General features: G+C 45.0%; 19 protein-coding genes. 1 reads left to right on the forward strand and 18 read right to left on the reverse strand.

What is annotated here, in order from left to right:
* Positions 1 to 14 precede the first annotated feature (14 nt).
* The 13 genes from ACFQZ9_RS12775 to spoIIQ all read right to left on the reverse strand — a co-directional run bounded on the left by ACFQZ9_RS12775 (position 15) and on the right by spoIIQ (position 15,845).
* Positions 15 to 1,946 (reverse strand): protein kinase domain-containing protein, encoded by a 1,932-nt coding sequence (locus tag ACFQZ9_RS12775; protein WP_498944095.1) that lies wholly within the window; start codon positions 1,944 to 1,946, stop codon positions 15 to 17.
* A gap of 18 nt (positions 1,947 to 1,964) precedes the next feature.
* On the reverse strand, positions 1,965 to 2,732 hold the full coding sequence (locus ACFQZ9_RS12780; RefSeq protein ID WP_498944096.1) for a PP2C family protein-serine/threonine phosphatase: 768 nt from the start codon (positions 2,730 to 2,732) through the stop codon (positions 1,965 to 1,967).
* 261 nt (positions 2,733 to 2,993) lie between these two features.
* Positions 2,994 to 4,058, reverse strand: a complete 1,065-nt coding sequence (locus tag ACFQZ9_RS12785; RefSeq protein WP_498944097.1) for a DUF6382 and FHA domain-containing protein — start codon at positions 4,056 to 4,058, stop codon at positions 2,994 to 2,996.
* 93 nt (positions 4,059 to 4,151) lie between these two features.
* Positions 4,152 to 4,454, reverse strand: a complete 303-nt coding sequence (locus ACFQZ9_RS12790) for a pore-forming ESAT-6 family protein (RefSeq protein ID WP_198310830.1) — start codon at positions 4,452 to 4,454, stop codon at positions 4,152 to 4,154.
* 33 nt (positions 4,455 to 4,487) lie between these two features.
* Complete coding sequence (locus ACFQZ9_RS12795; protein WP_026572740.1) at positions 4,488 to 4,790, reverse strand: WXG100 family type VII secretion target; 303 nt, start codon at positions 4,788 to 4,790, stop codon at positions 4,488 to 4,490.
* Positions 4,791 to 4,958: 168 nt separating this feature from the next.
* On the reverse strand, positions 4,959 to 5,210 hold the full coding sequence (locus ACFQZ9_RS12800; RefSeq protein WP_198310831.1) for a ubiquitin family protein: 252 nt from the start codon (positions 5,208 to 5,210) through the stop codon (positions 4,959 to 4,961).
* Positions 5,203 to 9,774, reverse strand: a complete 4,572-nt coding sequence (gene essC / locus ACFQZ9_RS12805; RefSeq protein WP_498944098.1) for a type VII secretion protein EssC — start codon at positions 9,772 to 9,774, stop codon at positions 5,203 to 5,205. Before essC ends, ACFQZ9_RS12800 begins: the two co-directional genes overlap by 8 nt.
* Before the next feature lie 105 nt (positions 9,775 to 9,879).
* Positions 9,880 to 10,680, reverse strand: a complete 801-nt coding sequence (locus ACFQZ9_RS12810) for a YfjC family protein (RefSeq protein ID WP_498944099.1) — start codon at positions 10,678 to 10,680, stop codon at positions 9,880 to 9,882.
* Between the two features lie 41 nt (positions 10,681 to 10,721).
* Complete coding sequence (locus tag ACFQZ9_RS12815) at positions 10,722 to 11,057, reverse strand: hypothetical protein (RefSeq protein ID WP_498944100.1); 336 nt, start codon at positions 11,055 to 11,057, stop codon at positions 10,722 to 10,724.
* 31 nt (positions 11,058 to 11,088) lie between these two features.
* Positions 11,089 to 12,252: a hypothetical protein gene (locus tag ACFQZ9_RS12820; protein ID WP_498944101.1), complete on the reverse strand. Its 1,164-nt coding sequence runs from the start codon at positions 12,250 to 12,252 to the stop codon at positions 11,089 to 11,091.
* A 14-nt stretch (positions 12,253 to 12,266) separates the two neighbouring features.
* Positions 12,267 to 12,602 (reverse strand): hypothetical protein, encoded by a 336-nt coding sequence (locus ACFQZ9_RS12825; RefSeq protein ID WP_498944102.1) that lies wholly within the window; start codon positions 12,600 to 12,602, stop codon positions 12,267 to 12,269.
* Between the two features lie 185 nt (positions 12,603 to 12,787).
* On the reverse strand, positions 12,788 to 14,785 hold the full coding sequence (locus tag ACFQZ9_RS12830) for a penicillin-binding transpeptidase domain-containing protein (protein WP_498944103.1): 1,998 nt from the start codon (positions 14,783 to 14,785) through the stop codon (positions 12,788 to 12,790).
* A 196-nt stretch (positions 14,786 to 14,981) separates the two neighbouring features.
* Positions 14,982 to 15,845, reverse strand: coding sequence for a M23 family metallopeptidase (gene spoIIQ, locus ACFQZ9_RS12835; RefSeq protein WP_498944104.1), 864 nt, complete (start codon positions 15,843 to 15,845; stop codon positions 14,982 to 14,984).
* Between the two features lie 119 nt (positions 15,846 to 15,964).
* On the opposite strand from spoIIQ, the gene ACFQZ9_RS12840 reads away from it, so the two are divergent.
* Entirely contained in the window at positions 15,965 to 16,393 is a 429-nt protein-coding gene (locus tag ACFQZ9_RS12840) for a VanZ family protein (protein WP_498944105.1), read from the forward strand.
* On the opposite strand, the gene ACFQZ9_RS12845 is transcribed toward ACFQZ9_RS12840, so the two are convergent.
* The 5 genes from ACFQZ9_RS12845 to ACFQZ9_RS12865 form a co-directional block, all read right to left on the reverse strand.
* Entirely contained in the window at positions 16,312 to 17,379 is a 1,068-nt protein-coding gene (locus tag ACFQZ9_RS12845; RefSeq protein ID WP_498944106.1) for a nuclease-related domain-containing protein, read from the reverse strand. The genes ACFQZ9_RS12840 and ACFQZ9_RS12845 overlap by 82 nt on opposite strands.
* Before the next feature lie 614 nt (positions 17,380 to 17,993).
* Positions 17,994 to 19,022, reverse strand: a complete 1,029-nt coding sequence (spoIID, locus tag ACFQZ9_RS12850; protein WP_498944107.1) for a stage II sporulation protein D — start codon at positions 19,020 to 19,022, stop codon at positions 17,994 to 17,996.
* A gap of 417 nt (positions 19,023 to 19,439) precedes the next feature.
* Positions 19,440 to 20,744, reverse strand: a complete 1,305-nt coding sequence (gene murA / locus ACFQZ9_RS12855; RefSeq protein ID WP_198310842.1) for a UDP-N-acetylglucosamine 1-carboxyvinyltransferase — start codon at positions 20,742 to 20,744, stop codon at positions 19,440 to 19,442.
* Between the two features lie 32 nt (positions 20,745 to 20,776).
* The gene (locus ACFQZ9_RS12860) at positions 20,777 to 21,526 is read right to left on the reverse strand and encodes a YwmB family TATA-box binding protein (RefSeq protein WP_232490091.1); all 750 of its coding nucleotides are present in this window, start codon (positions 21,524 to 21,526) and stop codon (positions 20,777 to 20,779) included.
* A gap of 264 nt (positions 21,527 to 21,790) precedes the next feature.
* A complete protein-coding gene (locus ACFQZ9_RS12865) occupies positions 21,791 to 22,021 on the reverse strand; it encodes a DUF1146 family protein (protein ID WP_133332968.1) in 231 nt (76 codons plus the stop codon).
* Positions 22,022 to 22,028: the final 7 nt, after the last annotated feature.

The following is a 22,028-nucleotide window of genomic DNA, read 5'->3' on the forward strand; positions in this document are numbered from 1 at the left end:
TTTTCTCCCCCTTTCTACTTAAGACCGAGTGTCACAAGCCGCCCTGTCAGCTTTTTAAAATCAGCATCGCCCTTCGCACCGGCAAGCTTACTCACTTTTTCATAGACTTGCTTGGCCTGCTTAAAATTACGCTTGCCCTCCGGCTTGGCTTGTTCGATATCCAGCAATACATCTGCTAGTTTCATATACGCATCGAGGTATTTCGGGTAATGTTCGATTGTATCCCGCAGCGTCTGGACGGCCATATCCGGATCATCCATATCTTGATAAATTACACCAATTTTCGTCTCCACTTCCGGTTTGTTTTGCTCATCCAAAGCCTTCAGTTCTTGATAATAATTGATGGCCTGTTCCAGATCCGCTCTTGCCTGCAAATTCACGCCCCTGCTGTAATAGGCCTGCCCCAGTTTACTTTTAAAATCCTCTTCATACTGGGATTGCAATTTTTCATCACCAATGGTTTTGAGGACCTTGTCCGCTTTATTGATAATTTCAATCGTTTTCGTATTGGCCTCGGCCAACTGCCCCTTATAGGAAATATAAATTCCGGCTAAGGATTTATAGTTATCGACCTTTTTCCGGTCATTCGCAAGCCCATCATTAAATTTTTCAAACTTCTTCAAGTTGTTGGCAAACCTTTTATAATCTATATTCATCGAGCTCGCCTGCGTGGCAATCGTTTCATAGTATTGCACATCAGGGATTTCCTCGGGATCAACATGATTAAAATGCTTCAGCGCCTCCGGATAATTATGCTTCAAATCAAAATACGTCATCCCCATCTTGAAGCGGAGCTCACTGTTTTTCTGGATATTTCCATATTCATCTTCGATATAAGTCTCAATTTTTCCAAGGCCGTCATCGGTTTCATTGCGGCTAATAAATAAATCCAGCAAACTGATATAAGCCTCCGGCCGCTTTTTATCGACGGCAGTAATCGCCTTATCTAATAAAGCGAGAGCTTTTTGATCGTCGCGATTCATATGCGCGACGCCTGCCTCATTTACTAGTTTCATATAATCCTGGAACTCTGTATTTTTGATGCCCTGAAACCCCGCAACAGCGGTTGTTGTAAAAATAAAAAACAGTATGACAGGGACCAGATACACCGACAATTTTTTCCGCAGCTTTTGCTTGTATCCTTCCGTCAACTTGTTAATATTGTAAAGATCATATAATAGCTCACTACTGCTTTGATAACGGTTATCCGGCTCAGACTGGGTGCACTTATTGATGATATGTTCGAGCCCTTCCGGCAGGGACGCATCCCAGTGGCGGATCGGCTTCAGTTCAAAGGGCGGTTCATTGATGCTTTTTCCAGTGACGAGATGATATAAGGTAACTCCTAAACTATAGATATCGGTTCTGGCATCCGTTTGCTTTCCGGAAAGCTGCTCTGGCGCGGCATAGGATTTCGTGCCGAGATTGGTCGTATCGGTTGTGCTTTCCGCCTTAAACTCCCGGGCAATCCCGAAGTCGACAAGCTTGATTTTGCCTTCTGGGGTGAGCATGATATTGTCTGGTTTCATATCCCTGTAAATAATCGGGTGGGGTTTTCTCGTATGTAAGTACTCTAAAACTTCACCGAGCTGCTTTGCCCATTCAATGACTTTGTCCGCGGGAATCGTTTCTTCTCGTTTCAGTTTTTCCTTTAGCGACTCGCCTTCGATGTAGTCCATAACAACATAGATGTCACCTTTTGCATCGATAATGTCATAGATTTTCGGCAAGGCCCCGTGGTCGAGTTTCTTCAGCATGTTGGCTTCGATAATCAAGCTGTTGATGAGCAGTTCGTTGTTGCTCGGCTCACGCTTGCGGATATCTTTTACGACCAAGGATTTATTGAGGCGGTTATCCATGGCAAGGTAGACGATACTCATCCCGCCCCGGCCGATCTCTTTTAATATTTCATAGCGACCATCGATTACTGTTCCAATCTGTATCAAGAAAAACCCCCCCGTAGCTTATACCACTTTTGCCACCACAACCGAAATGTTATCGACTTCTTTTCGTGCCTTCACTAACTCGACTAACTCGATTACCTTTTCCTTCATCTGCACTTCATCCATCAGCTTGGGTGGATGAAAATTCTCCGCCAGCTCTTCCTCTGAAATCTGATGATAAAATCCATCTGAGCACAACATAAATACCGTATTTTCCTTAAGTTCCCCCGAAGAGAAAGCAATCTCAATATCCATCGTCGCCCCAACGCATTGCAGCAACACATTTCGGCGCGGATCTAATTTTGCCTGCTCCTCCGTCAGATTGCCGCGGGCCACTTCTCTTGCGACCAACGTTTGATCTGTCGTTAATTGCGTCAAGGTACTTGAAATTTGATAGACTCTGCTGTCACCAATGTGGACGATGTAGTATTTGTTGTGAACAATGAGCAGTGCCGTCACAGTAGTTCCTAAGGTTACCTTTTCCGATTCCCCGTAGCTCAGGATTTTTTCATTTAATTGCTTAATACATGCCTCTAATTCCTTGCGGATATCTTCCTCAATACGCTGAGATTGAGCGATGTTTGGCATCTCGGAGTCAAACCAATCGGCCATCCCCCTGATGACGGTTGCGCTGGCGAGTTCTCCCTGGGCCAGGCCCCCCATGCCGTCACAGACCACGAACAGGCCGACCTGTCCTTTTGGTGTCCGGGCTGTTTTGAGTAATAACCCATCCTGATTGGTTTTCTTTTTAATTCCCACATCCGTATGGAATGCTGTTAAAATGGTCATATTTCAAACCTCATTTTTTTTGAAACTTTGATGGTGGTGCACGAGTGTAAAATTACACCTCACAGCCGCCTTTCTTTTCCCCTTTTCATGGAAAATCCCCTCTATCGGGTAAAGAAAAGGACTTTCTTTTACTTCTTTTAGAAAAAACACTCTCTCGCGGGCAATGAAAACAGCTTTCTTTTACCTTTTTCAAAGAAAACCCTCTCTCACGGGCAATGAAAGCTTATCTTCCCTAGTCTCATCCCCAATCAAAAGGCTCTATTAAAACAATCTAAAAACAAACTCTTCGTTTGCTAGCTTAATTTTATCTTCATGCTTAAGCTTGGTTTTACTATTTTGCACGAGCCTTACCCCGTTTAAGTAGCTGCCATTTCGAGACTGTTTGTCCACAAGGAAATATTCCCCATCCACCGTAAAGATCTCGGCATGAACCCGGCCGACCACTTTATTTTTCGCAATAAAATCCACCTGCTCAGGATCCCTGCCCAGCTTAAAAACATCCTTCCTCAGAAAGATCTTTTCCCCTGTAGCTGCTTCGAATAAAAACGGCCTTGGAAGAGAATGCTGGCTAACCCCTAATGCCGTGGTGCCCTCTTCTTCCTGAATGTTGACCGCACCTAAAACCGTCGTACCCTCTTCCACTGCGGCAGCCGCTTCACTGATAACGTTCCCCTGGCTTGGACTATAAAAATGCCCCTGTGGAACCGCCTTGCCCGAATCCGTCGCTGGGCCCGTACCAACCGCGGCAAACTCCTTCAGCTTTTCTTTAAAATCCGGTAAATGAAGGTCAGCATTTTTGACTAGATAATTGTGGAGCTTGATAAAAAATAACAAATCATCTGCTTCATCATACGGGGTCTCGGCAATCAACGTTTTAAGAAACTCGTTCATTGATACCTTTTCAAAAACATTAACTTTCACCGGAACGTACAAAAATACTAATCTATTTGAAAAGTCATCAAGGAAGATATATTTCTTGTTGAGCAGGATTTTCTCAAGATTGAGGCCGTGTTTTTCGAGGTCCTCCAGGCCTTCTATCATCTTTAAAAGATTAGACGCCAACTGCTCCTTCGTTAACGTACTGGAGAATAGCTGCTCCAAATTGACCTGGGAAATCATATCATAACGCAGCGCAACAGCCCCATCCTTCTTCACCACACCAAACGGCAGCAGCCCCGAAATCCGCATCTTATTATTCGTCAACAAATCCGTCTCCGCCCGGTCCGCCACCAACTCAGCATCCAACTCCATCCCCTGTGGAACCGGAAAATAAAAATACTTCGAAAACCCATAATCCTCTAGCTTAAGATCCAAATTGCTAATCATCTAAACTCCCCTCCCTGTTTGTGGTGCCTGACAAAATTCGACAGGTGCCAGGCACCACCCGAATTTTCTTGTTTCACATACCTATATTGCGGCTTATTTGAATGCGCTGGCGTTGTTGTTGATGGCTGTTTCTGTGCTGTCATATGAGTTTACGGTTTGGTCTAAGAATTTTGAGTAGCTTTCGACGATTTCGCGGAAGTTATCGAATTTGGGCAGTAGTGCGTTGAAGTTGTTTCTGATGGTGTTGGACGCATCACTGTTCCACGTATTGCCTAGGGCGTTCATTTCTTTTTTGATTTCATCCAGTCTCGCTGTTAAGTTGTGGTTTAACGTGCGGATTTGGCTGGCGGTACTGGTGACCTCATTAAGACCAATTTTAATTCCTTCAATTGTCATGGGTTCCACCTCTCTTTCCTAGCAATCTATTTATTAGTTTGTCAGACGTTTCGCTCCAGAAATGATATCTTGCTGGGTGTTTCTATAAGTTTTTGCGCTAACTTTTAGGAAGTCGGAGTATTGTCTCATGAGCTGAGTCATTTTTTGGAAATCATCCGTAAATCCCTTGATTTGGGTCGTATATGCAACGTTATCCTGCCCTTGCCAAGCAGCCTGCATTCCGTCCACTTCTTGAAAAAGTGCTTTATAAAGTCTTTCGTATTCAGCTGATTGCTGGTCAATCTTATTTGCTGCATCTTCCAGCTTAGCCGGATCTACCATAATCGATCTTGCCATGTTTGTTCACCTCCTTTAAAGTGCCGGTTATTGGCTATACGATAGTTATAGGCTCGCATCCGCCAGTTATGTTGTGCCTTCCGCCAGTTACGTCACACCTTCCGCTAGTTACATAACGCCTTCCGCCAGTTAGACACCGCCAAACACCATTAACGCTTCCAACCTACATCACAGCAGCATCAACTTCGCGCCATTCTTCAAGCCAAGCTCCTCAACCGTCCTGCCTAAGTCCAAAACATTCCCCGTTTTCCGGTCACAAAGAATCGTTTGTTCAGATGCCTTATAATAGCCCTGAGATAACTCCGAAACCGCATTCGATAACAGCATCAAAACCTCATACAGCTTACTTTTTACCGGGATAAACACATCAAAGGAGCGTGAGGCGGCGGGGTTATAAACCTCGACTAAAATCTTATGCATATTGCACCGCCCCCTCTTCGCGAACCGCCGCGGCCGTCACGAGTTTTACCTGCTTCACTTTGCCCTTCTGGATCACATAGCCAAAGCCCTCCGGCAGCTCCCCATACAGGTCGTTCGTGATTTTGCCAATCTTAAAGACATATTGCTCGGCAATCCCATTGCCGACCCAAATCGCTTGATTCAGCGACACCTGTTTTTGGAACCACGCGTCATACATCATCGGGCTGATTTTATCCGCCGCATCAGCGATGATCATCGTCACGTTCAGGCCATTGCCTTTTTCTAAAAAGACCTTCAACTTATCCTTGCCATCCTCCGACAGCTCTGCCATTAACTCGCTTAACGAATTCACCAAACAAGTAATTTTCTCAAATACTGGAGGTTCCACACCCTCTGAAATGGCATCCTTCGTTGTGTTATTGCGATACACCAGCGTATTAAACAAATGAACAACCATCTCTTCTAGTCGTTCCGGCTCAACGACATATTGGTACCCGCTATTAAGGTCGGCAGCAAAGCCTGCCCCAGCATCGAGAACCATGACCTCACCGGCCGCATCGCGCGACACAACCTCCGCAAGACCCTGCATAAACCCAGAGCAATCATCCACATTCACTGCCGATACAAAATTCACAAACGAAGCATCAAAATCATATCCGGCAACTGCCAGAGACCCTTTTTCCACACCAATTGGCACACCCGATACGCCATGCAAATCAGCTAAGTAGTGAACATCCACCTTCTCCGGCAGTAGCGGCACCCGATACGCCCGAGCGCCCTGCCACTGATAACTCCGGCAATACTCCGTCACAAAGCGATACATATCGGTCGAAGCGCGCCCAATTTGTGCCACCTGGAATTCATAAACAGCATCACTTTTAAAAATCCCCCGGCCTTTAAACTTTGAAGGATACACCCCGTCAACATGACCCAGTACCCCTGAATATTCGGAAGTATCATTCAGCTGCAGCACATACAATTGCTTAAAGTTCTGCAACAGGCGGTACCTTAAAGCCCCTGTATTTAAGGCCGTTACCACAAAATAAACCCCATATTTCAGACCCTCGCGCGTCAAAAAGGAAAACATTTCTTCATATTGCTCATACGTTTCAGCAAACGACGCATAATTATGGATCGCTACCACGATTGCAGGAACGGTCTCTGACGACATTTTATTAAAGGCCTTGAAATCGCCCCCGTACTCGGCAAATCTTTTCTTCCTAGCAGTAATCTCACCGCCAAGCATCTTAAAGAGGTTATCAATCTTCTCCGCTTCATGCGACAGCAAGACATCGCCGACATGCGGCGCCTCGCGGTACCAGCTCAAGGTCTCGGAACCAAAATCGAGGAGATAGAGATTGACCTCGTCCGGCGTGTGCTCCTCCATCAACGAGTATATGAGGGTCGTCAACAGCGTCGTTTTCCCGCTGCCGGCCACCCCGTAGACGACCGTATTGCCTTCAAATGGCATTCTAAGCAAACTCTGCCGTTGATTCGCCGGATCATCGTATTCGCCAATCACCGGATTCAACTTGATACCGGTACCCGATACAAAGCCGTACTTCGCCTTCAATTCATCCACATAAATATCGGCCGGAATCGGCTCAAGCCAGAGCGGCTTCACCTGAATCCGTTCCTGCTCTGCAAGCGCCTCAAGATAGTTCACCACTTCATCTATTTGCTTAGAAGGGTTCTTCACATGACGCTCCCTTTCAAGACGGGCCTTCTTCACAACACGGCCCAAATGGTCGATGACCTCAATCCCGTCCTCTACACGCCTTTCCACCTTATCAGCAGGATAATACGGCGCCCCGGCCCATGCCGACTGCCCAAGTTCAAACAGCTCATTGTAGCCGACCTGCAGATAGAAACGGCCGGTTTGCGCTAATTCCGCGGCATCCGGGCGCTTTATGACCTCCATACTGTCGGCCTTCTCCTGCACCTTCAAGCTGATCCGGAACTTACTGTTACTCCAAATCTGATCATCGACAACCCCTGAAGGCTTTTGCGTTGCTAAAATCAAGTGCACGCCCAAGCTTCGGCCAATCCGCGCCGCACTGACTAGTTGCTCCATGAATTCCGGCTGCTGCGTCTTTAACTCAGCAAACTCGTCGGAAATCATCAATAAATGCTGCAAAGGCTCCGTGACAACGCCCTCGCGGTACAGCTTTTGGTATTTGTAAATATCAATATTGCTCTCGTTCAAACGCCGGCTCGTCTCGCTAAAAATAGCCTGACGCCGCTTCAATTCACTTTGGATCGAAATCAGTGACCGCTTCACCGCCGCACCGTCTAGATTGGTAATCGTTCCGGCGAGATGCGGCAGGTTCCAAAAGGCATTCGCCATGCCACCGCCCTTATAATCGATCAAAATAAATGCCACTTCGTCCGGATGGTAATTGACCGCGAGTGATAAAATCAGCGTCATAATGAATTCACTTTTTCCTGAACCGGTCATCCCGGCAATCAGCCCGTGCGGACCGTGATATTTTTCATGAAGGTCGATCGTAAAGCGTTCACCGCGCGTGTTGACCCCAATCGGAGTCCTCATCGTGAGAGTTGGATTATTTTCACTCCACCGCGTCAACGCGTTCAAATGTTCAATTTTTCCGACCCCAAACATCTCTAAAAACGTCATCATCTCTGGCAAGGTGTAAGCCTCCACCGAAGAAGCAAGCTGGATATTGGCCAACTTGACCGCAATCTCATCGGCATCCCCCCGGAAATAAATATCGGGCTCAAACGCTTGATATTTACCGGAAAGATCATCCTTGTCATAGATTTTTCCGGTCATACCATCCAACTCAACCACATTCGTGCATTCCTTCGGCAGCTTCTCAAGCTCATCGTAGAGTGTGATCAAGCTGAAACCAAGGTCCTTTTTCGCTTTTAAAAGCTGATTGACCATTTCCGCTTTACCAGCGAGCTCCTTATTCATTGAAAAAACAATATAATGCGGCGGTGCGGGCTCCCACTCATGCTCTTCCCGAAGCGCAATTTCCTTCTCAAAATAAGCAGAAAGTTCCTTCATTTCATTGGCATCCGTCGCCATAAAGCGGATTGCCTTGTCATCGTCCCACAAATGCGGCAGCCATTTCACAAACTCCCACGGCTCCGCTGGATCGTAAATAAACACAAGTTTAAGCTCATCATAGCTATGTAACGCCGTTAATTGAAAAATAATCCCCTTGACGAAATCGATAACATTTTCTCGAGGACCGATAATCCCACTCACTCGCTCTTCGATGAACGACAGGGTGACAGGCACCTGAGGAAGGATTTTTGGGGCATCGACCAACTGGTATAACGCATCTTGGAGATTATCATCCTCTAAGGTAAATTTCTTTTCAGGATATTTTATCTCTGCCACCATCGGGATATCGCCAAGCCCTACACGGACGCGTAGGAAATCATTTTGACCGATGGCCCGCTCCCACAAATTGCGTTCGCGGCGGTCAATCCGCTGCAGGCAGTTCTCAAGGGTCACATGGTTTTCGTGGAGAATCTCGCATTGATGTGAGCATTCTGCCGCAATCGCTGTTTTCATGTCTTCTATGTATTGTAAATATTTTTCCTGACGGATTTTCTCCTGAGCGATCCGCCGTTTCTTTTCATACTGTTTCGTTAAAATCGGCCAAAGAATCATCCCGATCAGCATACTGATCGACATCACCAAAGTCGGCATCGCGTACATCATATCGCCGTTTGTCCGCCTTACATTGAGCACGGCGAACACCCCTGTTGCAAGCGAGGCCATCCCCATCGTAATCGAAGGGCCAAGCATTAACATGAGCGGCGTCTCATCCGGTGCCTGCGGCTGCGGCGGCGGGTCAATCTTGATCGTTTTCCGCTCAATTTCCCGCTTAAAACGCGGGGAGCGATAGAACAAATCTTCATTCTCTTCTTCTACTAAAAAGTCATCGAGCCCGTCGTCTTCTTCGACGATCGGCTGGCTCACCGCAAACGGCTGAAAACTGCTCCTGTCTAAAAAGACAAGCTGATGCGGATTATTTAATGAAAGCATACGTCCATTAAAAATAATCCGTAACCCCATGATCGAAATAACATCGCCAATCGCGAGGACTTTTTCGCTAATTCTTTCGCCGTTCACATACGTACCGTTTGAACTGTTGAAGTCACGCAGCTTTGCTTGTCCGTCGCTGCTGTATTCTATCAACGCGTGTGTGCTGGAAACGAGTTGATTCGTAAAACAAATATGATTATCCTTGGCACGGCCAATCTTCACCACGTCACGGGTCACAATATGTCTCGTAAACTCGTTGCGGTCCTCGCTGAATGGCTCCGCATAAAGCAGTGCCGAGGAATCGCCGTCCCGTTCTATAGTATAGGTCAGGAATGGCTCAAGCAGCGCTTTCGGATCGGAATCTTTCAGATGGGCATATTTATTCGATTTTACATACCATTTACCCGCTTCCGCTTCGACCGCCATTAAATCTTTCGGATTACCCGCGTTGTCTTCAGTTGTCAGGATATATCTTCCGGTAATTTTTTCGGGAAGTACGAGTGCGAAAGCCTTGCCCCGATCAAAAAGCGTTAAAATCAAAACCATTCTCTCCTTATAGTGACAGCACCAAAATTATACTAATCTGTCATTATCTAAATAAACGAACGCTTCCAGGTATTTTTCAACATGAATCGACTTATCCTTTTATTCCACATTCGCTGCGGCCATCCCTACGCCATCTAACAAATCGCACCACTCTTCATGGGTGCTCAACTGAATTTGAACAGGTTTAACTAAAATGTCACTGTATTCAACCAGCCAGATTCCTTGTTTCGAAGGAAGAAAGAATACAATATTTTCAAGGTAAGGGTCGGCTTCAAGGCCTTCCAGCTGGAAAAAGGAAATATTGAACAGTGACCAGCCTTCTGCTTGCAAATCGCTCACAAACTGTTCAAAACCTTCCTCTTCATCCGCTGTAAAGCGGCACATCTTTCGCACCTTCTTTTCCTTACCAGGCTTGCTTAATAAATCAAACGCCTTGTCGGTCAGATTAAACTCAAGCTTTTTTTCGAGCGGCGCCTCGGAAAAAGAATAATAATTCCGGACAATTGCGGGAATCTCCTCGCGGTGGATGTAGGCAAATTCATGGATAATGTCCCGATCAATCACATGGGTCATCCACGTAGTCCCTTCAATATGGTGAAGCATCAAAATATTAGACTTCTTCTGATTCGAGCAGCGAATCATCCATTTCGATTCCACATAGTAGCGAATAAATTGTTGAACTTCCTCGCTTACCGGGCTCTCGCCTTTTGCATCCTTTTCCTCGTCCCAAAGCTGTTTCTGGATTAATTGGTGGACGGCCGCTTCCATGATCGCTTGCCATTCTTTTTCGCTTTTTTTCCCAAAGGAAGCTTCCGCAATCGTTTTGGCTACACTTGGATACCCGTTAATGGTAACCAACAGGGCCAGTTCCTCCGAGGTACAGGTCATCAAATAATCCATCGTTTCACATTCCTTTAATTTTTATCGAAACAAAATCGTTCTTATAAAAAAATCATTTCCAATATATTTTTAATTACATAGTAGATAATCACACATACCACACACAAAATACTGATTGAAATGAGCAGTAGGATCTTTCTGACGATCCAAGAAAACTTCATAAATTTTTTATTGAGGTACGGTCCGACTCCTAGGACGGCAACCATACAAAAGGTAATCACTCGTTGAAATAGATTTTGCGGGTTTTCATAAACCCATGCTTCATACGGATTCAGGATCACCCTGCCTATTACTAATACCAATGCACTAAATGACATTTGGACACAAAAATAATAGGCTACAAGATCTAAAATTACTCTTACTGTTTCAGGTGTCATATTCCAACCCTAACCTTTATTTGATATGTACTTAGTTAAACCAGCTCTTGACTGATTTGAATCCACTGTTTATCTTACTGCCAAGGTATTTAGCCCCGGATTCTGCGGCTCCGCCAAGCTTCTCGCCGACATCCTTAATTTGGTTTTCAAATACAATACTTCCGACACCGCCGACCAAACCGCCCACGGCACCGCCGACGATGATTCCTACTGGGCCGCCGATTGCCCCAATCGTTGCCCCAAGCTCAGCGCCTCCGGCAATCGCACCAAAATCGGCAATAATTCCGGCAGACGTTCTTCCTAATTTTTCGCCAGTGCTTTTCCCGATATTATCGTCACTCCACATTTCCGATAAATTCGCTCCAATTGAGATTCCCCAGCCAACTACTGGAATCTTCCTCGCAGCACCTCGAAAGCCTTTCGCCTTCAAGACCTCTTCTGCTACTTCCTTGGTGCCAATGGTAATTCGATTTTTGAAGGTGGAGGAGAGAGTTCCTGCCTTTAACCTTGAATTTACGTTCTTTGGAAAACCTGCCACATGTTTCAACAATGCCGATGGGCTCGAATAAGACGCTACAAATTTATGAAGTTTTTTTACGAGTGGATTAGAAGGATCTGATTTTGAAAAATCATAAATCATCCGGGCAATTTTTGAACTGTACCGTCCTTTGCTTGTCCAGGAAGGGTCCGCCTTCACGCTAAATTTATAATCCCCCTTTATTTTCTGGAGGAAGGATGGCTTGCCGCCGACATAGTTGATCTTCAGTTTACGGGAAAGCACACCGGTTGTCGCAACAGAAAGAAGCTGCGTTGCAATCAAGGCAGCGTCACTTTTACTTAAATTGCTATTAAATGAGTTTAAAAAATTAATAATCGCCAGGAACGTCGGCTTCCCTTTCTTCGTGGAGATTGCATCAAACGATTTCTCCGTCAATCCCCTTTCCACCCGCCAATACTGCTCTGCCGAATGGTCAATAAACTGCTCCAACGCCTTTACCTGTCTTTCGAGATTACTTATTTCTTTTACCGCCCCATCCATCCTTGCGAGAAGGTTGTTCTTTTCCGTGATTTTATAATTGATGGAAAACATGAGCGTGGATAATCCGTCCTTTATATCCAACAATTTTGAGGAATCTGGTGCGAGGCTGGCACCGGTGCTTTTTACAAAATCAGGTTGAATTTTAATCCGCGACACGGTTCCCACCTCCCTTACTTTTTATCATGTGCTTTCTTCGCCTTTGCCTCCGCTTCAGCTTTTGCTTTCGCCTCTGCTTCTGCCTTCTCTTTCGCTTCTTCTTCCCGCTTGATCCCGTCTGCAGCGGAGCTGATATCCGAGCTAATCCCCTCCAATTTTGAAGCGAGTGCCGCCATTTCCCGGCTCATTTGCTCGATCGCCTGATTCACATACAACATTTCCTGAGCTTGCCAGCCATTATTTAAATCGCCTCTCGCCCTTACTAAATGCTGCTGCACATCACGAAGTGTTGAGGCATAATGGCTTATTTTATTGGCCTGGGAATGGGCTGCATGGATATTAATTCCCACTAAATCACCTACTTAACTGTTAAAAACTTCCCTATTTTTTATTCATTATAAAAGTTATCAATTTATTATTCTAGACAATAGGGAAAAATTGGGTAATTCATCCCGGTAGGAAGGGGGTACAAATTCCCATCTTTAGATAAATCTTCAAATAAAAAAACCAGGCAGTTTTCCACCTGGTTTTCGCTCTATTTCCACATCTTAAAGACCTTCGTCAGTTTCTTCACTGGGACCTGTGAGCCGCCGCGCTTCTCGACGTTCTCGATCATCATCGCCATCATCAGATTCGGTTTCTTCGGATTGTACGCAATGAACCAGCCATTTTGCGTTCCAAGCTCACCCTGCTTCTGCTTAATCTCAGCAGTCCCGGTTTTCCCGGCCAATGGATAGCCCGGAATATTCGCAGCACGCGCTGTTCCGCCTGGGTCCGTCACGACTTTCCTTAACATCGGTGCGATCGTTGCCACCGCATCCGGCGTCATCGCCTGCTCCTGCAGCACCTCGCTCTTCTTATCACCAGCCAGCAATATCGGCTTGATCATATTACCACTGTTCACAAGTGGCGTATAAGCATCCATCAAGCTCACGATATTCATCTGAATCTGTCCCTGCCCGTAGCCTGAATCGGCTAGTGAAATTTCACTGCCAAGACTGCCAATCGTCGGCTTTTCCAATGGAAACGGATAATCTTGCTCCTTTTCAAAGCCAAACTTTTTCAGCCCATCCACAAACGCTGTCCGGCCTGTTTTCAGTGCTGCTTGTGCAAAGTAAATATTGTCGGAGTAAACAAATGCCTTTTCAAGATTAACCGGACTTGCCTCGTGAACGCGTGTCACATAATAGCCGCCCCATGACTTGCTCTTCTGCCATTTCAGCCCTTTGATCGCTACCGATTGCCCTGGTGTAATCGCCTTGTTCTCAAGCGCAATCGCCGCCGTAATCGGCTTCATCACTGAGCCCGGTGCATAGGTCTGCTTAAAGCGTGTCGTCAGCGGCATCTTTTTGTTGCCCTGCAGCGCCTTCCACTCGGAAGCTGAGAATCCGAGCGAGGCTTGGTTCGGATCAAACGATGGACTGCTGACAAGTGCGAGTGTTTCTCCTGTCGTCGGGTTCATTGCCCCAGCTGTCCCCGCATCGCCCTGCATCTCATCATAAATGCTTGCTTGCAGCTCCGCATCAATCGTCAGCTTGATCGTCTTACCGTTCTTAACCGGCTTCTCCGCAAGCACCTCATCTGTGTCATTCTTCTTCTTAATCGTAATCTTCACGCCCGTCTGGCCCTTAAGCTCCTCATCATACACCTGCTCGAGGCCGCGCTTTCCAACGAGGTCCTGAGCGGTGTAGCCCTTCGATTCTAGCTCCTTCAATTCATCCGCGGTAATTGCGCCGACATAGCCAACCAGCTGTGCCGCCGCCTCCTTATATGGATAAATCCGTGCCGGCACATCCTTGGTGACCACCGACTGGATGCTCATCAGCTGATTGATTGTCTTATGGTCATCAAGCGGAATCCTTCTCAGCGGTACAAACAGCTCCGGCTTCACCCAGCCTGCCCCAAGATCCTGTTCAATCTGTTCCTTTGAGATATCTAACAGCTTCGCCAGTTGTGCGACGATCTGTGCTTTTTTGTCACCCATCTTGCCAGGAACGACACCGACTTCAATCACATCGCCATTTACCGCGAGCCCATTGCCATTGCGGTCAAGAATCTCCCCGCGCTCAGGGCTTGTCGTGCTGAGTCCGATTTTATCGCCCTTCTGTAATTTTGGAAAAATGAATCCTGTATTCCAGTCAACGTACCAGTTCTTCTTATCGTCTTTTTCCTCTTTGTTCAACTTAGCCTTGTAAGTGAAGGAAATTGGACCAGCTACACTATTCATCTTTGCGTCAAAAGAATAGGTTGCTTTCTCTTCATCTGCCTGTTTATCCTCTTTCGGCTTTTTGAAATTGACTTTGAGGTCAGTAATTTGCAAGTCTTTATAAATTTTCTCATAACGCGAGGTGAACTCCTCTTTGGAGATCGACTTTTTCGCGCTCGTTGAAAGGTAATCATACATTTGATCAAATTTTTGTTGGTTCCATAATTTTATGTATGCAGCAAATCGGTCCTGCGGCGCCGGTTCTTTGTTGCAGCCGGCAAGGATGATTACGAATCCCAGCAGCAGCACCCCGATTAGTTTTTTCACGGATACTCCCCCCTTTTTTCTATTATTTTACCATCGAAGGGAGCTCTCGACCAATTTTTAGGGGATGGAAAAAGGAAAAAAGGGGTCGGGGCTATGTTAGGGACTACACTCATCTTGGAAGCCGCACTAGGTTCCTTTTTCAAAAAGAAACACAAAAAAGAGGAAAGTTTATTCCCCTTTCCCCTCAGTTCCATTATTATGAATTTGTGTCGGAAGAGCTGTCAGATGGTGTGCCATCTTCTTCAGAAGATGTGCCTTGGTCATCTTGCGTGTTTGTGCTGTCATCAATCTTTTGATCGTCTGGAGTTTTCGTGCTGTCATCGATCTTTTGATTGTTAGCTTTATCTTCCGTTACTTTGTCTGTTGTGTCCGCTGCTGGTGTTGTGTTATCTTCCTGTAACGCGCTTAACGTTTTGTTAAAATAGTTATCAGGATTAACTGGAACATCATCTTTGCGGATTTCAAAGTGTACATGGGTACCAGCTTTTTCATTGAATAGGCTTTGTCCAGCTTTGGCAATGACATCGCCTTGTTTCACTTGATCGCCAACCTTGACCTTCATGTCATTAACTGATGAATATTGGGTTACTACCCCTTTTTCATGTTCGATTTCAATGACGTTACCTAAAGTAGCATCTTCGTTTACTTTTGTAACTGTTCCACTTAAGGCAGCAACTACATCAAATGTTTCCCCGTTTTTCATCGTGATGTCGATACCGGTGTTTGGAACGTATTGATTGTTGTAATGAACTAATGCTGCGACTTGCTCTTCCTTGCTTGCTTTGAAATCATAGAATTTCTTTTCTACGACAGCAGTGTCAGGATTGGCCACTGGCATTTTAAAGTTTTCCATTGCTTTGTTGACTTCAACGGATGGTTCGTTGAATTTTTTCTGAGCGATGTCTGTGGCTTTGTTGTCTTTAGTTGAACTGGTTAGGTTCGTGTACCAAAGTACACCGGTCAGAATGATTGCTGCACTTGCGATATAAATGGCTGGAAATACCCAACGCTTTTTGAAAAAGCTTTTCTGAGAAGATCGTTTGTTTTCTTCCTCTCTCATTTTCATCACCTCAGCAATCATTCTGAACAGATAAGTAGAATTATATACACGGGGTGGAAAAATTTTTTTAGTTTTTGTCAAGGGTTTTGTTTTTATGCATGGAAAGGTGGAATTTTTTTATGAAGTTTTTTAAATGGGTGCTCCGTTTGCTGCCTTTTGCCTATATGGCGGTGATTTGGATCCAGTCGAGTTTTTCTTCGGATCATTTTGTCACCCTGCCCGAGGAGGACCTCGATAACACGATTAAGGAGTCGCTGCACTTGGTTGAGTTTGCAATTTTGTATGTTTTACTAGTGTTGGCATTTTTGACGCGCCGATCCGGTCTGAGTGTGCGGTTGAATGTGGCCTGTGCGGTGTTTGCCGCGCTTTACGGTGTCAGCGATGAGATTCATCAATCTTTTAATCCGGCTCGTTCTGCCTCGTTTTTTGACCTTTTTAAGGATTTTGTTGGGATTGGAGTTTGCTTCTATTTTGTGCATGGTGCTTTGTTTAGGGGAAGGTTTGCGGGATTGCGGAAGGTGCTGGGGCTTGTAGGGGCAGGTTTGTGATAGACCCGGTCCCTAAACTTTCCGGTAAAAGGTAAATTCATAGATGATAAAATCTTATAAGCGAGTCTTGGATTAATATGTAGGAAATCACACAGTTCTGCATTTGTGATAGAAGGTTTTATGAGCAGAAAATAGTCTGAGATTGCTTGAATATGGGCATCTTTCGACCGTGCTCCGCATTTTGGACAGCACCATGTCCCATAGCGGCGCTCCATTCCTATGAATTTACACTCTTTATAAGGACATTGTACACCAGTGGAGATTTCCTTTGGGGAAATATCGAAGTATTGAAGAATGTCGGGGTTTTCCGGTGTATGATGAGCGAGTAAAAGACGGGCAATTTTCCTTAATTCCTTTTGGGTCATTTTTTCAAATTCAAATTCTTCCATTTGTTCTATTTTCTCAAGAAGTCCTTCGCTATTACAGACATTGCGATTTAGCGGGTGATTATTGTAGGCAAAGGTTATTTTCGCTTTTTGATTGCTATTGACAAAAAGGTAATGGATGGGTGGTGCTGTGCAATTTTGATCTTGTAACCATTTCCCCAGTTTCCTGGCTTGCGTTTTTGCCTGTAAGACGGGGTTGGCAATACGTTCTCTATGGTTGTTCCTTACAAGGGTTGCTTGCTCTAATTCTCGTTCAAAGATGATCTCCTTTCCCCTATTTTTGGCTTCAAGGTCTAGAAAGAAGGAGACGGATAGGACCAGGACGTCGATTTGAAAAAAGTATTTGCCGTCGTAGAGGCGGAGGTCGTTGATGATATCGTATTTCTTTTCGGGTAGCTGGTCTAAATAGAATTCTAGGGCTTTTTGTCCCTGGTATCCTTTCATTTTTATCTCACGTTCCATTTGAATGTTCATCATTTTAGGATGATCAACACGAATCCTTCTTAGAAGGGCATCAATTTTTTCTACCATCGGGGGAAGTGTTAGAGGCTTTAAATTCAATTTAACCAGTCCTTTCTTTTTTCTATTTATTTCTACCATATTAGTAGGTTCTCCTGCAAAATTCGACAGGTTGTTTTGACAGATGTGTGTCGCTTTTTAGCAGTGGGTGTGAGGTAAAAAAACTAAATGCCCTTATTTCGTTTACCCACCGGTTTTGGGAGTTTACATTCCGATTCTCCCCTTTTACCCACCACCTTTGCCTATTTACCCTCCACTTATTATTAAGACTACTAAAAACCAGGTATCCTTCTTTGAAGATTACCTTTTTAGAAGCTAAATTACCATTTTCAGTAAGTTCCAATCCCCAGATCAATCCCCTTTTTCAACCTATTTCCGTTTACCCACCGGTTTTGATTCTTTACCCAATACTTTGGGGTGTTTACATTCCTGTTCTCCCCTTTTACCCACCACTTTTGCCTATTTACCCTCCGCTTATTATTAAGGCTACAAAAATCCAGGTATCCATCTTCGGAAATTACCATTTTCAGTAAGTTCCCTTCCCCAGATCAGCCCTCTTCTTCAACCTATTTCCGTTTACCCACCGGTTTTGACTCTTTACCCACTACTTTGGCGTGTTTACATTCCGGTTCTCCCCTTTTACCAACCACCTCCACTACCCACAACAAAAAAAGCCAGACAAATAAATGCCTGGCTCACTTCGCGGCCGTAATCGTCGCCAACATATTCTGTGCCGAAGTAATCTGTACACCTTGATAATAGTGCTTCACGATCTGCTTATAGTTTTTCCCTTCCGCCGCCATTCCGTTCGCTCCGTACTGGCTCATCCCGACACCGTGACCAAAACCTTTGGTGGCGATAATGATATTGTCACCCTTCCGACTCCATGTAAAATCAGACGACTTTAAATCCAACTTATCACGGATATCTTTACCGGTTAAAATTTTTCCATTAAAATCAACCTTCCCAACACGATGCCCCGCCGTCCGATCAATAATTTTACCAATCGTAGCCCCAGACCCAAGCGTAACCCCCAGCTTCGCCTGAAATTCCGCTACAGAGACCACCTGTTGGTTATAAAATTTCGGTGAATTTTTATCCCACGGGCTTGCAACACTGCGTAGATATGGGTAGGCGTCCGGCCAATAATCCTCGGAATTTTCCGTGTAGCCATTACTAGTGGAGAAGAAAGATGCATCGATGGGCTCGCCCTTATATGTAATAATCTGGCCGCTAGTCGCCCTGACTGCCTCAAGTACCTTTTTCTTCTTCCAAGAATAATCCATTCCCCACTCTCTCTTCAGCTCATCATCGCTTTTATACACCTGATGCATCTGAGTATCCGTTACCTCTGCACCCTTTGGAACGCCAAGGGGCTTTTTACTCCTCAATCTCTCCACAATATAGGTCCTTGCCGTTAAAGCCTGAGCTTTAAGCGCCTCTTCCTTGAAATCTGCAGGCATTTCCGCTGCAACAACACCAACGAGGTAATTCTCCAGCGGTACCGTTTCAATTTTTTCCTTCGCTGCGCGGTAGACCGACACTTCCACCGCAGAATCTGCAGACACGGCCGAAGTTTCCTTTGCCTTGGCCTTTGTTAGATCCTCACCCAGTTTTCCATTCGCCTCGCCTTGGGCAAACGGCAACACCAGAACCGCGGGGATAAGCAAAGTCACGGCAAATAGAATAGACGCTAGTACGATGAGTGGTTTGAAATTTTTCATGAAAGTGCCTCCAGTGTGAAATATTTATGGTGACAGGCACCGCCCGTGGACTTTTCAGCATTTTTGTCCGCGTGGAATGGACACAGATACCCCTTTCCGAAAGGCAACGCTAAACAGTCCCCTGTACCTATCTTACTCATTTCATCTTATGGAGGTGGACAAGCATTTATGACTTTTAAATGATTAAATTTGGACCTGACTATAAGCCCTTAAAAAGCAAAAACCGAAGAATGCACCTGTCGGACATCAGACAGCCACTTTCTCCGGTTTACCCGTTATTTATTCATTTCCAGGCACTCTTCACATACCGCTGATCCTTGATTCACACTCAAGTGCCTAAACAATAGTGTCTGTCACCATTGTGAATATTTCACAATCCTACCGCAATCAAATCACAACAGCGACTCCCACTAAAAATTAAGCATTCATATCCGAAATTAATTTCTCGATATAAATCTCATCTTCTTCTTTCACACGCTCGATATCGGCGCCTAATCCAGCAAGCTTCTCATGGAAATCTACATATCCACGGTCTAAATGCTTCAATTCGGTCACACGTGTCACACCATCTGCAACTAAGCCTGTCAAAATCAAGGCTGCTGCTGCACGAAGATCGGTTGCAGACACCTCGGCACCCTGTAAATTAGAAAGGCCATTTAAAATAACTGAACGTCCTTCAATCTTAATATCAGCGTTCATTCTGCGGAATTCCTCCACATGCATGAAGCGATTTTCAAAAACCGTTTCCGTAATCATCGACGTACCTTCTGCGCGAAGCAATAACGCCATCATTTGCGACTGCATATCCGTTGGGAATCCTGGATGCGGCATCGTTTTAATGTCGACAGCCTTCAAGCGCTCCGGTCCAATGACACGAACTCCGTCAAATTCTTCTATAATTTTTACACCCATCTCTTCCATTTTCGCAATCAAAGAAGACAAGTGCTCTGGAACTGCTCCTCTTACAAGCACATTTCCGCCAGTAATCGCCGCAGCTACCATGAACGTACCTGCTTCGATTCGGTCAGGAATGATGTTATGGTCTGCACCAAATAAACGATCGACACCCTCAATACGAAGCGTGCCTGTTCCGGCGCCTCTTACTTTTGCGCCCATTTTGTTCAAGAAGTTTGCCAAATCGACGATTTCTGGTTCTTTTGCGACGTTTTCGATGACGGTCGTTCCAACCGCTAGCGATGCCGCCATCATAATGTTTTCTGTTGCACCAACACTTGGGAAGTCCAAGTAAATCTTTGCACCTTTTAAGCGGCCATCAACCTCCGCCTCGATAAAGCCATTTCCAACCTTGACCTTTGCACCCATGGCCTCAAAGCCTTTAAGATGCTGATCGATTGGGCGGGATCCGATGGCACAGCCGCCAGGCAAAGCTACCCGAGCCCGGCCATTGCGGGCTAATAATGATCCCATTACAAGGACAGACGCACGCATCTTCCGAACATATTCGAAAGGCGCTTCCTCTTTTAACACTCTGGATGCATCAACGACAACTGTATTATTTTCAAACACTACTTCAGCGTTTAGATTACGTAATACTTCATTAATTGTGTATACATCGGAGAGTGTAGGTACATCACGAATTACACTTTTTCCATCACTTGCTAATAATGTTGCAGCGATAACAGGCAAAACGGCATTCTTTGCACCTTCTACTTTCACCGTTCCATGAAGCCTTTGTCCGCCGCGGACGATAATCTTTTCCAAGAGTATTCCCCTCCGCGTCCATTTTCTCTATATTAATATTCAATCGTTATGATTGGTGTGCCAACTACAACGGTAGTCTTTGCGCCCAATCCTTCGGAGCGTACCCCAATTTGTAGATTCAGATCTGTTTTTGCATCCCCAATCGACTCTGAAAAGTCAGGTGAAAATGCCGTTACAGACATGAACGTCTCCTCTTTTAACGCTTCGATTTTTTTCGCATTCAATGCAGACAGCAATTCATTCACTGTTGCAGGTAAAGCCTTATCCATCTTATCACCGACAATACCCTTCATACAAGAAAAAACTGTCGGTTTTCCTCGAAACACATCACTTAGCCTATTTTTGAATTGATTCGTTGTGAAAAAGGACTCTGTAGCCTTATTCCACTGCTTGCCGCTGACCTTATATACTATATACGCATCGATCGGTTGGTTTGTGCGGGACGACATAATTTGAAGTGTCTCTATGTGGTGGTTTGAAGCTGGAGATACTGCTGTCACTTCCCATTTTTGGCTGGTGTTTGCTGTGGACCAATCCCAATCTGGAAACTTCCGCTTAAGCTCCTCTGCATAAACCTGTACGTCTTTTTCACTTTTTAGGTCAACCAAATGTTCCCGTGCATATAAAGTCCATTCACTCGGCATAATATTTTTTGTTTGAAAAATAGAACCAATTTTCATCAAATCCAGGCTTTCATTTTTTGCCGCTTCTGTATTTCGATTCCCCAAAACAACTGTAATCAAACTTAAAATGGCAATGATGCCAAAAATATATTTCTTCAACCGACTCTCCCCCTTACTACCAGTGTTTCCAATGATGGGAAGAGCATACTTGGGAATTCTCGTCACTTTTAGACAAATACGTAAATTCTATCAAGTTCGGTTTTTCACAAAGTCGTGCTTTACAACATTAAAGTATGTAATCACACAAAGAAGATTGTACTCAAAAACCGGACAAATTGGAACATGTATGAAGACCTAAATATTTACCAATTTGCTCGATTGAGATTTCAATCCCTATAGCTGGATCATTCATAAAGCCGTACATTACTGAAACATCATCGGGAGCTGCTGTGACCATTGTAGATAGTCTAGGAAAAAATTACTAACTGTTGACCCGAGGAAAATTGCCAATAATATGTATAACAGCCGTGCCTGAAAGACATGATTCGCCTTTAGCACTTTTTCCAAGCGGATTGCCTGCAGCGCCCACCAAGATAAGGCAATAAATACCAAATGTGAAGCAATACTTAATAAAGCAATTTGTCCGAAATCCACTTTGTCA

Origin of the sequence: Neobacillus sp. GCM10027624, assembly GCF_042675345.1 — a bacterium.
In the GTDB taxonomy this organism is placed as follows: domain Bacteria; phylum Bacillota; class Bacilli; order Bacillales; family Cytobacillaceae; genus Neobacillus; species Neobacillus cucumis_D.

What these genes read in the sequence shown, in the direction of transcription:
- ACFQZ9_RS12780 (WP_498944096.1), bottom strand. Translation starts at nt 2,732, where the DNA reads ATGACCATTTTAACAGCATTCCATACGGATGTGGGAATTAAAAAGAAA.
- ACFQZ9_RS12785 (WP_498944097.1), bottom strand. Translation starts at nt 4,058, where the DNA reads ATGATTAGCAATTTGGATCTTAAGCTAGAGGATTATGGGTTTTCGAAG.
- ACFQZ9_RS12790 (WP_198310830.1), bottom strand. Translation starts at nt 4,454, where the DNA reads ATGACAATTGAAGGAATTAAAATTGGTCTTAATGAGGTCACCAGTACC.
- ACFQZ9_RS12795 (WP_026572740.1), bottom strand. Translation starts at nt 4,790, where the DNA reads ATGGCAAGATCGATTATGGTAGATCCGGCTAAGCTGGAAGATGCAGCA.
- ACFQZ9_RS12800 (WP_198310831.1), bottom strand. Translation starts at nt 5,210, where the DNA reads ATGCATAAGATTTTAGTCGAGGTTTATAACCCCGCCGCCTCACGCTCC.
- ACFQZ9_RS12810 (WP_498944099.1), bottom strand. Translation starts at nt 10,680, where the DNA reads ATGGATTATTTGATGACCTGTACCTCGGAGGAACTGGCCCTGTTGGTT.
- ACFQZ9_RS12815 (WP_498944100.1), bottom strand. Translation starts at nt 11,057, where the DNA reads ATGACACCTGAAACAGTAAGAGTAATTTTAGATCTTGTAGCCTATTAT.
- spoIIQ (WP_498944104.1), bottom strand. Translation starts at nt 15,845, where the DNA reads ATGAGAGAGGAAGAAAACAAACGATCTTCTCAGAAAAGCTTTTTCAAA.
- ACFQZ9_RS12840 (WP_498944105.1), top strand. Translation starts at nt 15,965, where the DNA reads ATGAAGTTTTTTAAATGGGTGCTCCGTTTGCTGCCTTTTGCCTATATG.
- ACFQZ9_RS12845 (WP_498944106.1), bottom strand. Translation starts at nt 17,379, where the DNA reads ATGGTAGAAATAAATAGAAAAAAGAAAGGACTGGTTAAATTGAATTTA.
- spoIID (WP_498944107.1), bottom strand. Translation starts at nt 19,022, where the DNA reads ATGAAAAATTTCAAACCACTCATCGTACTAGCGTCTATTCTATTTGCC.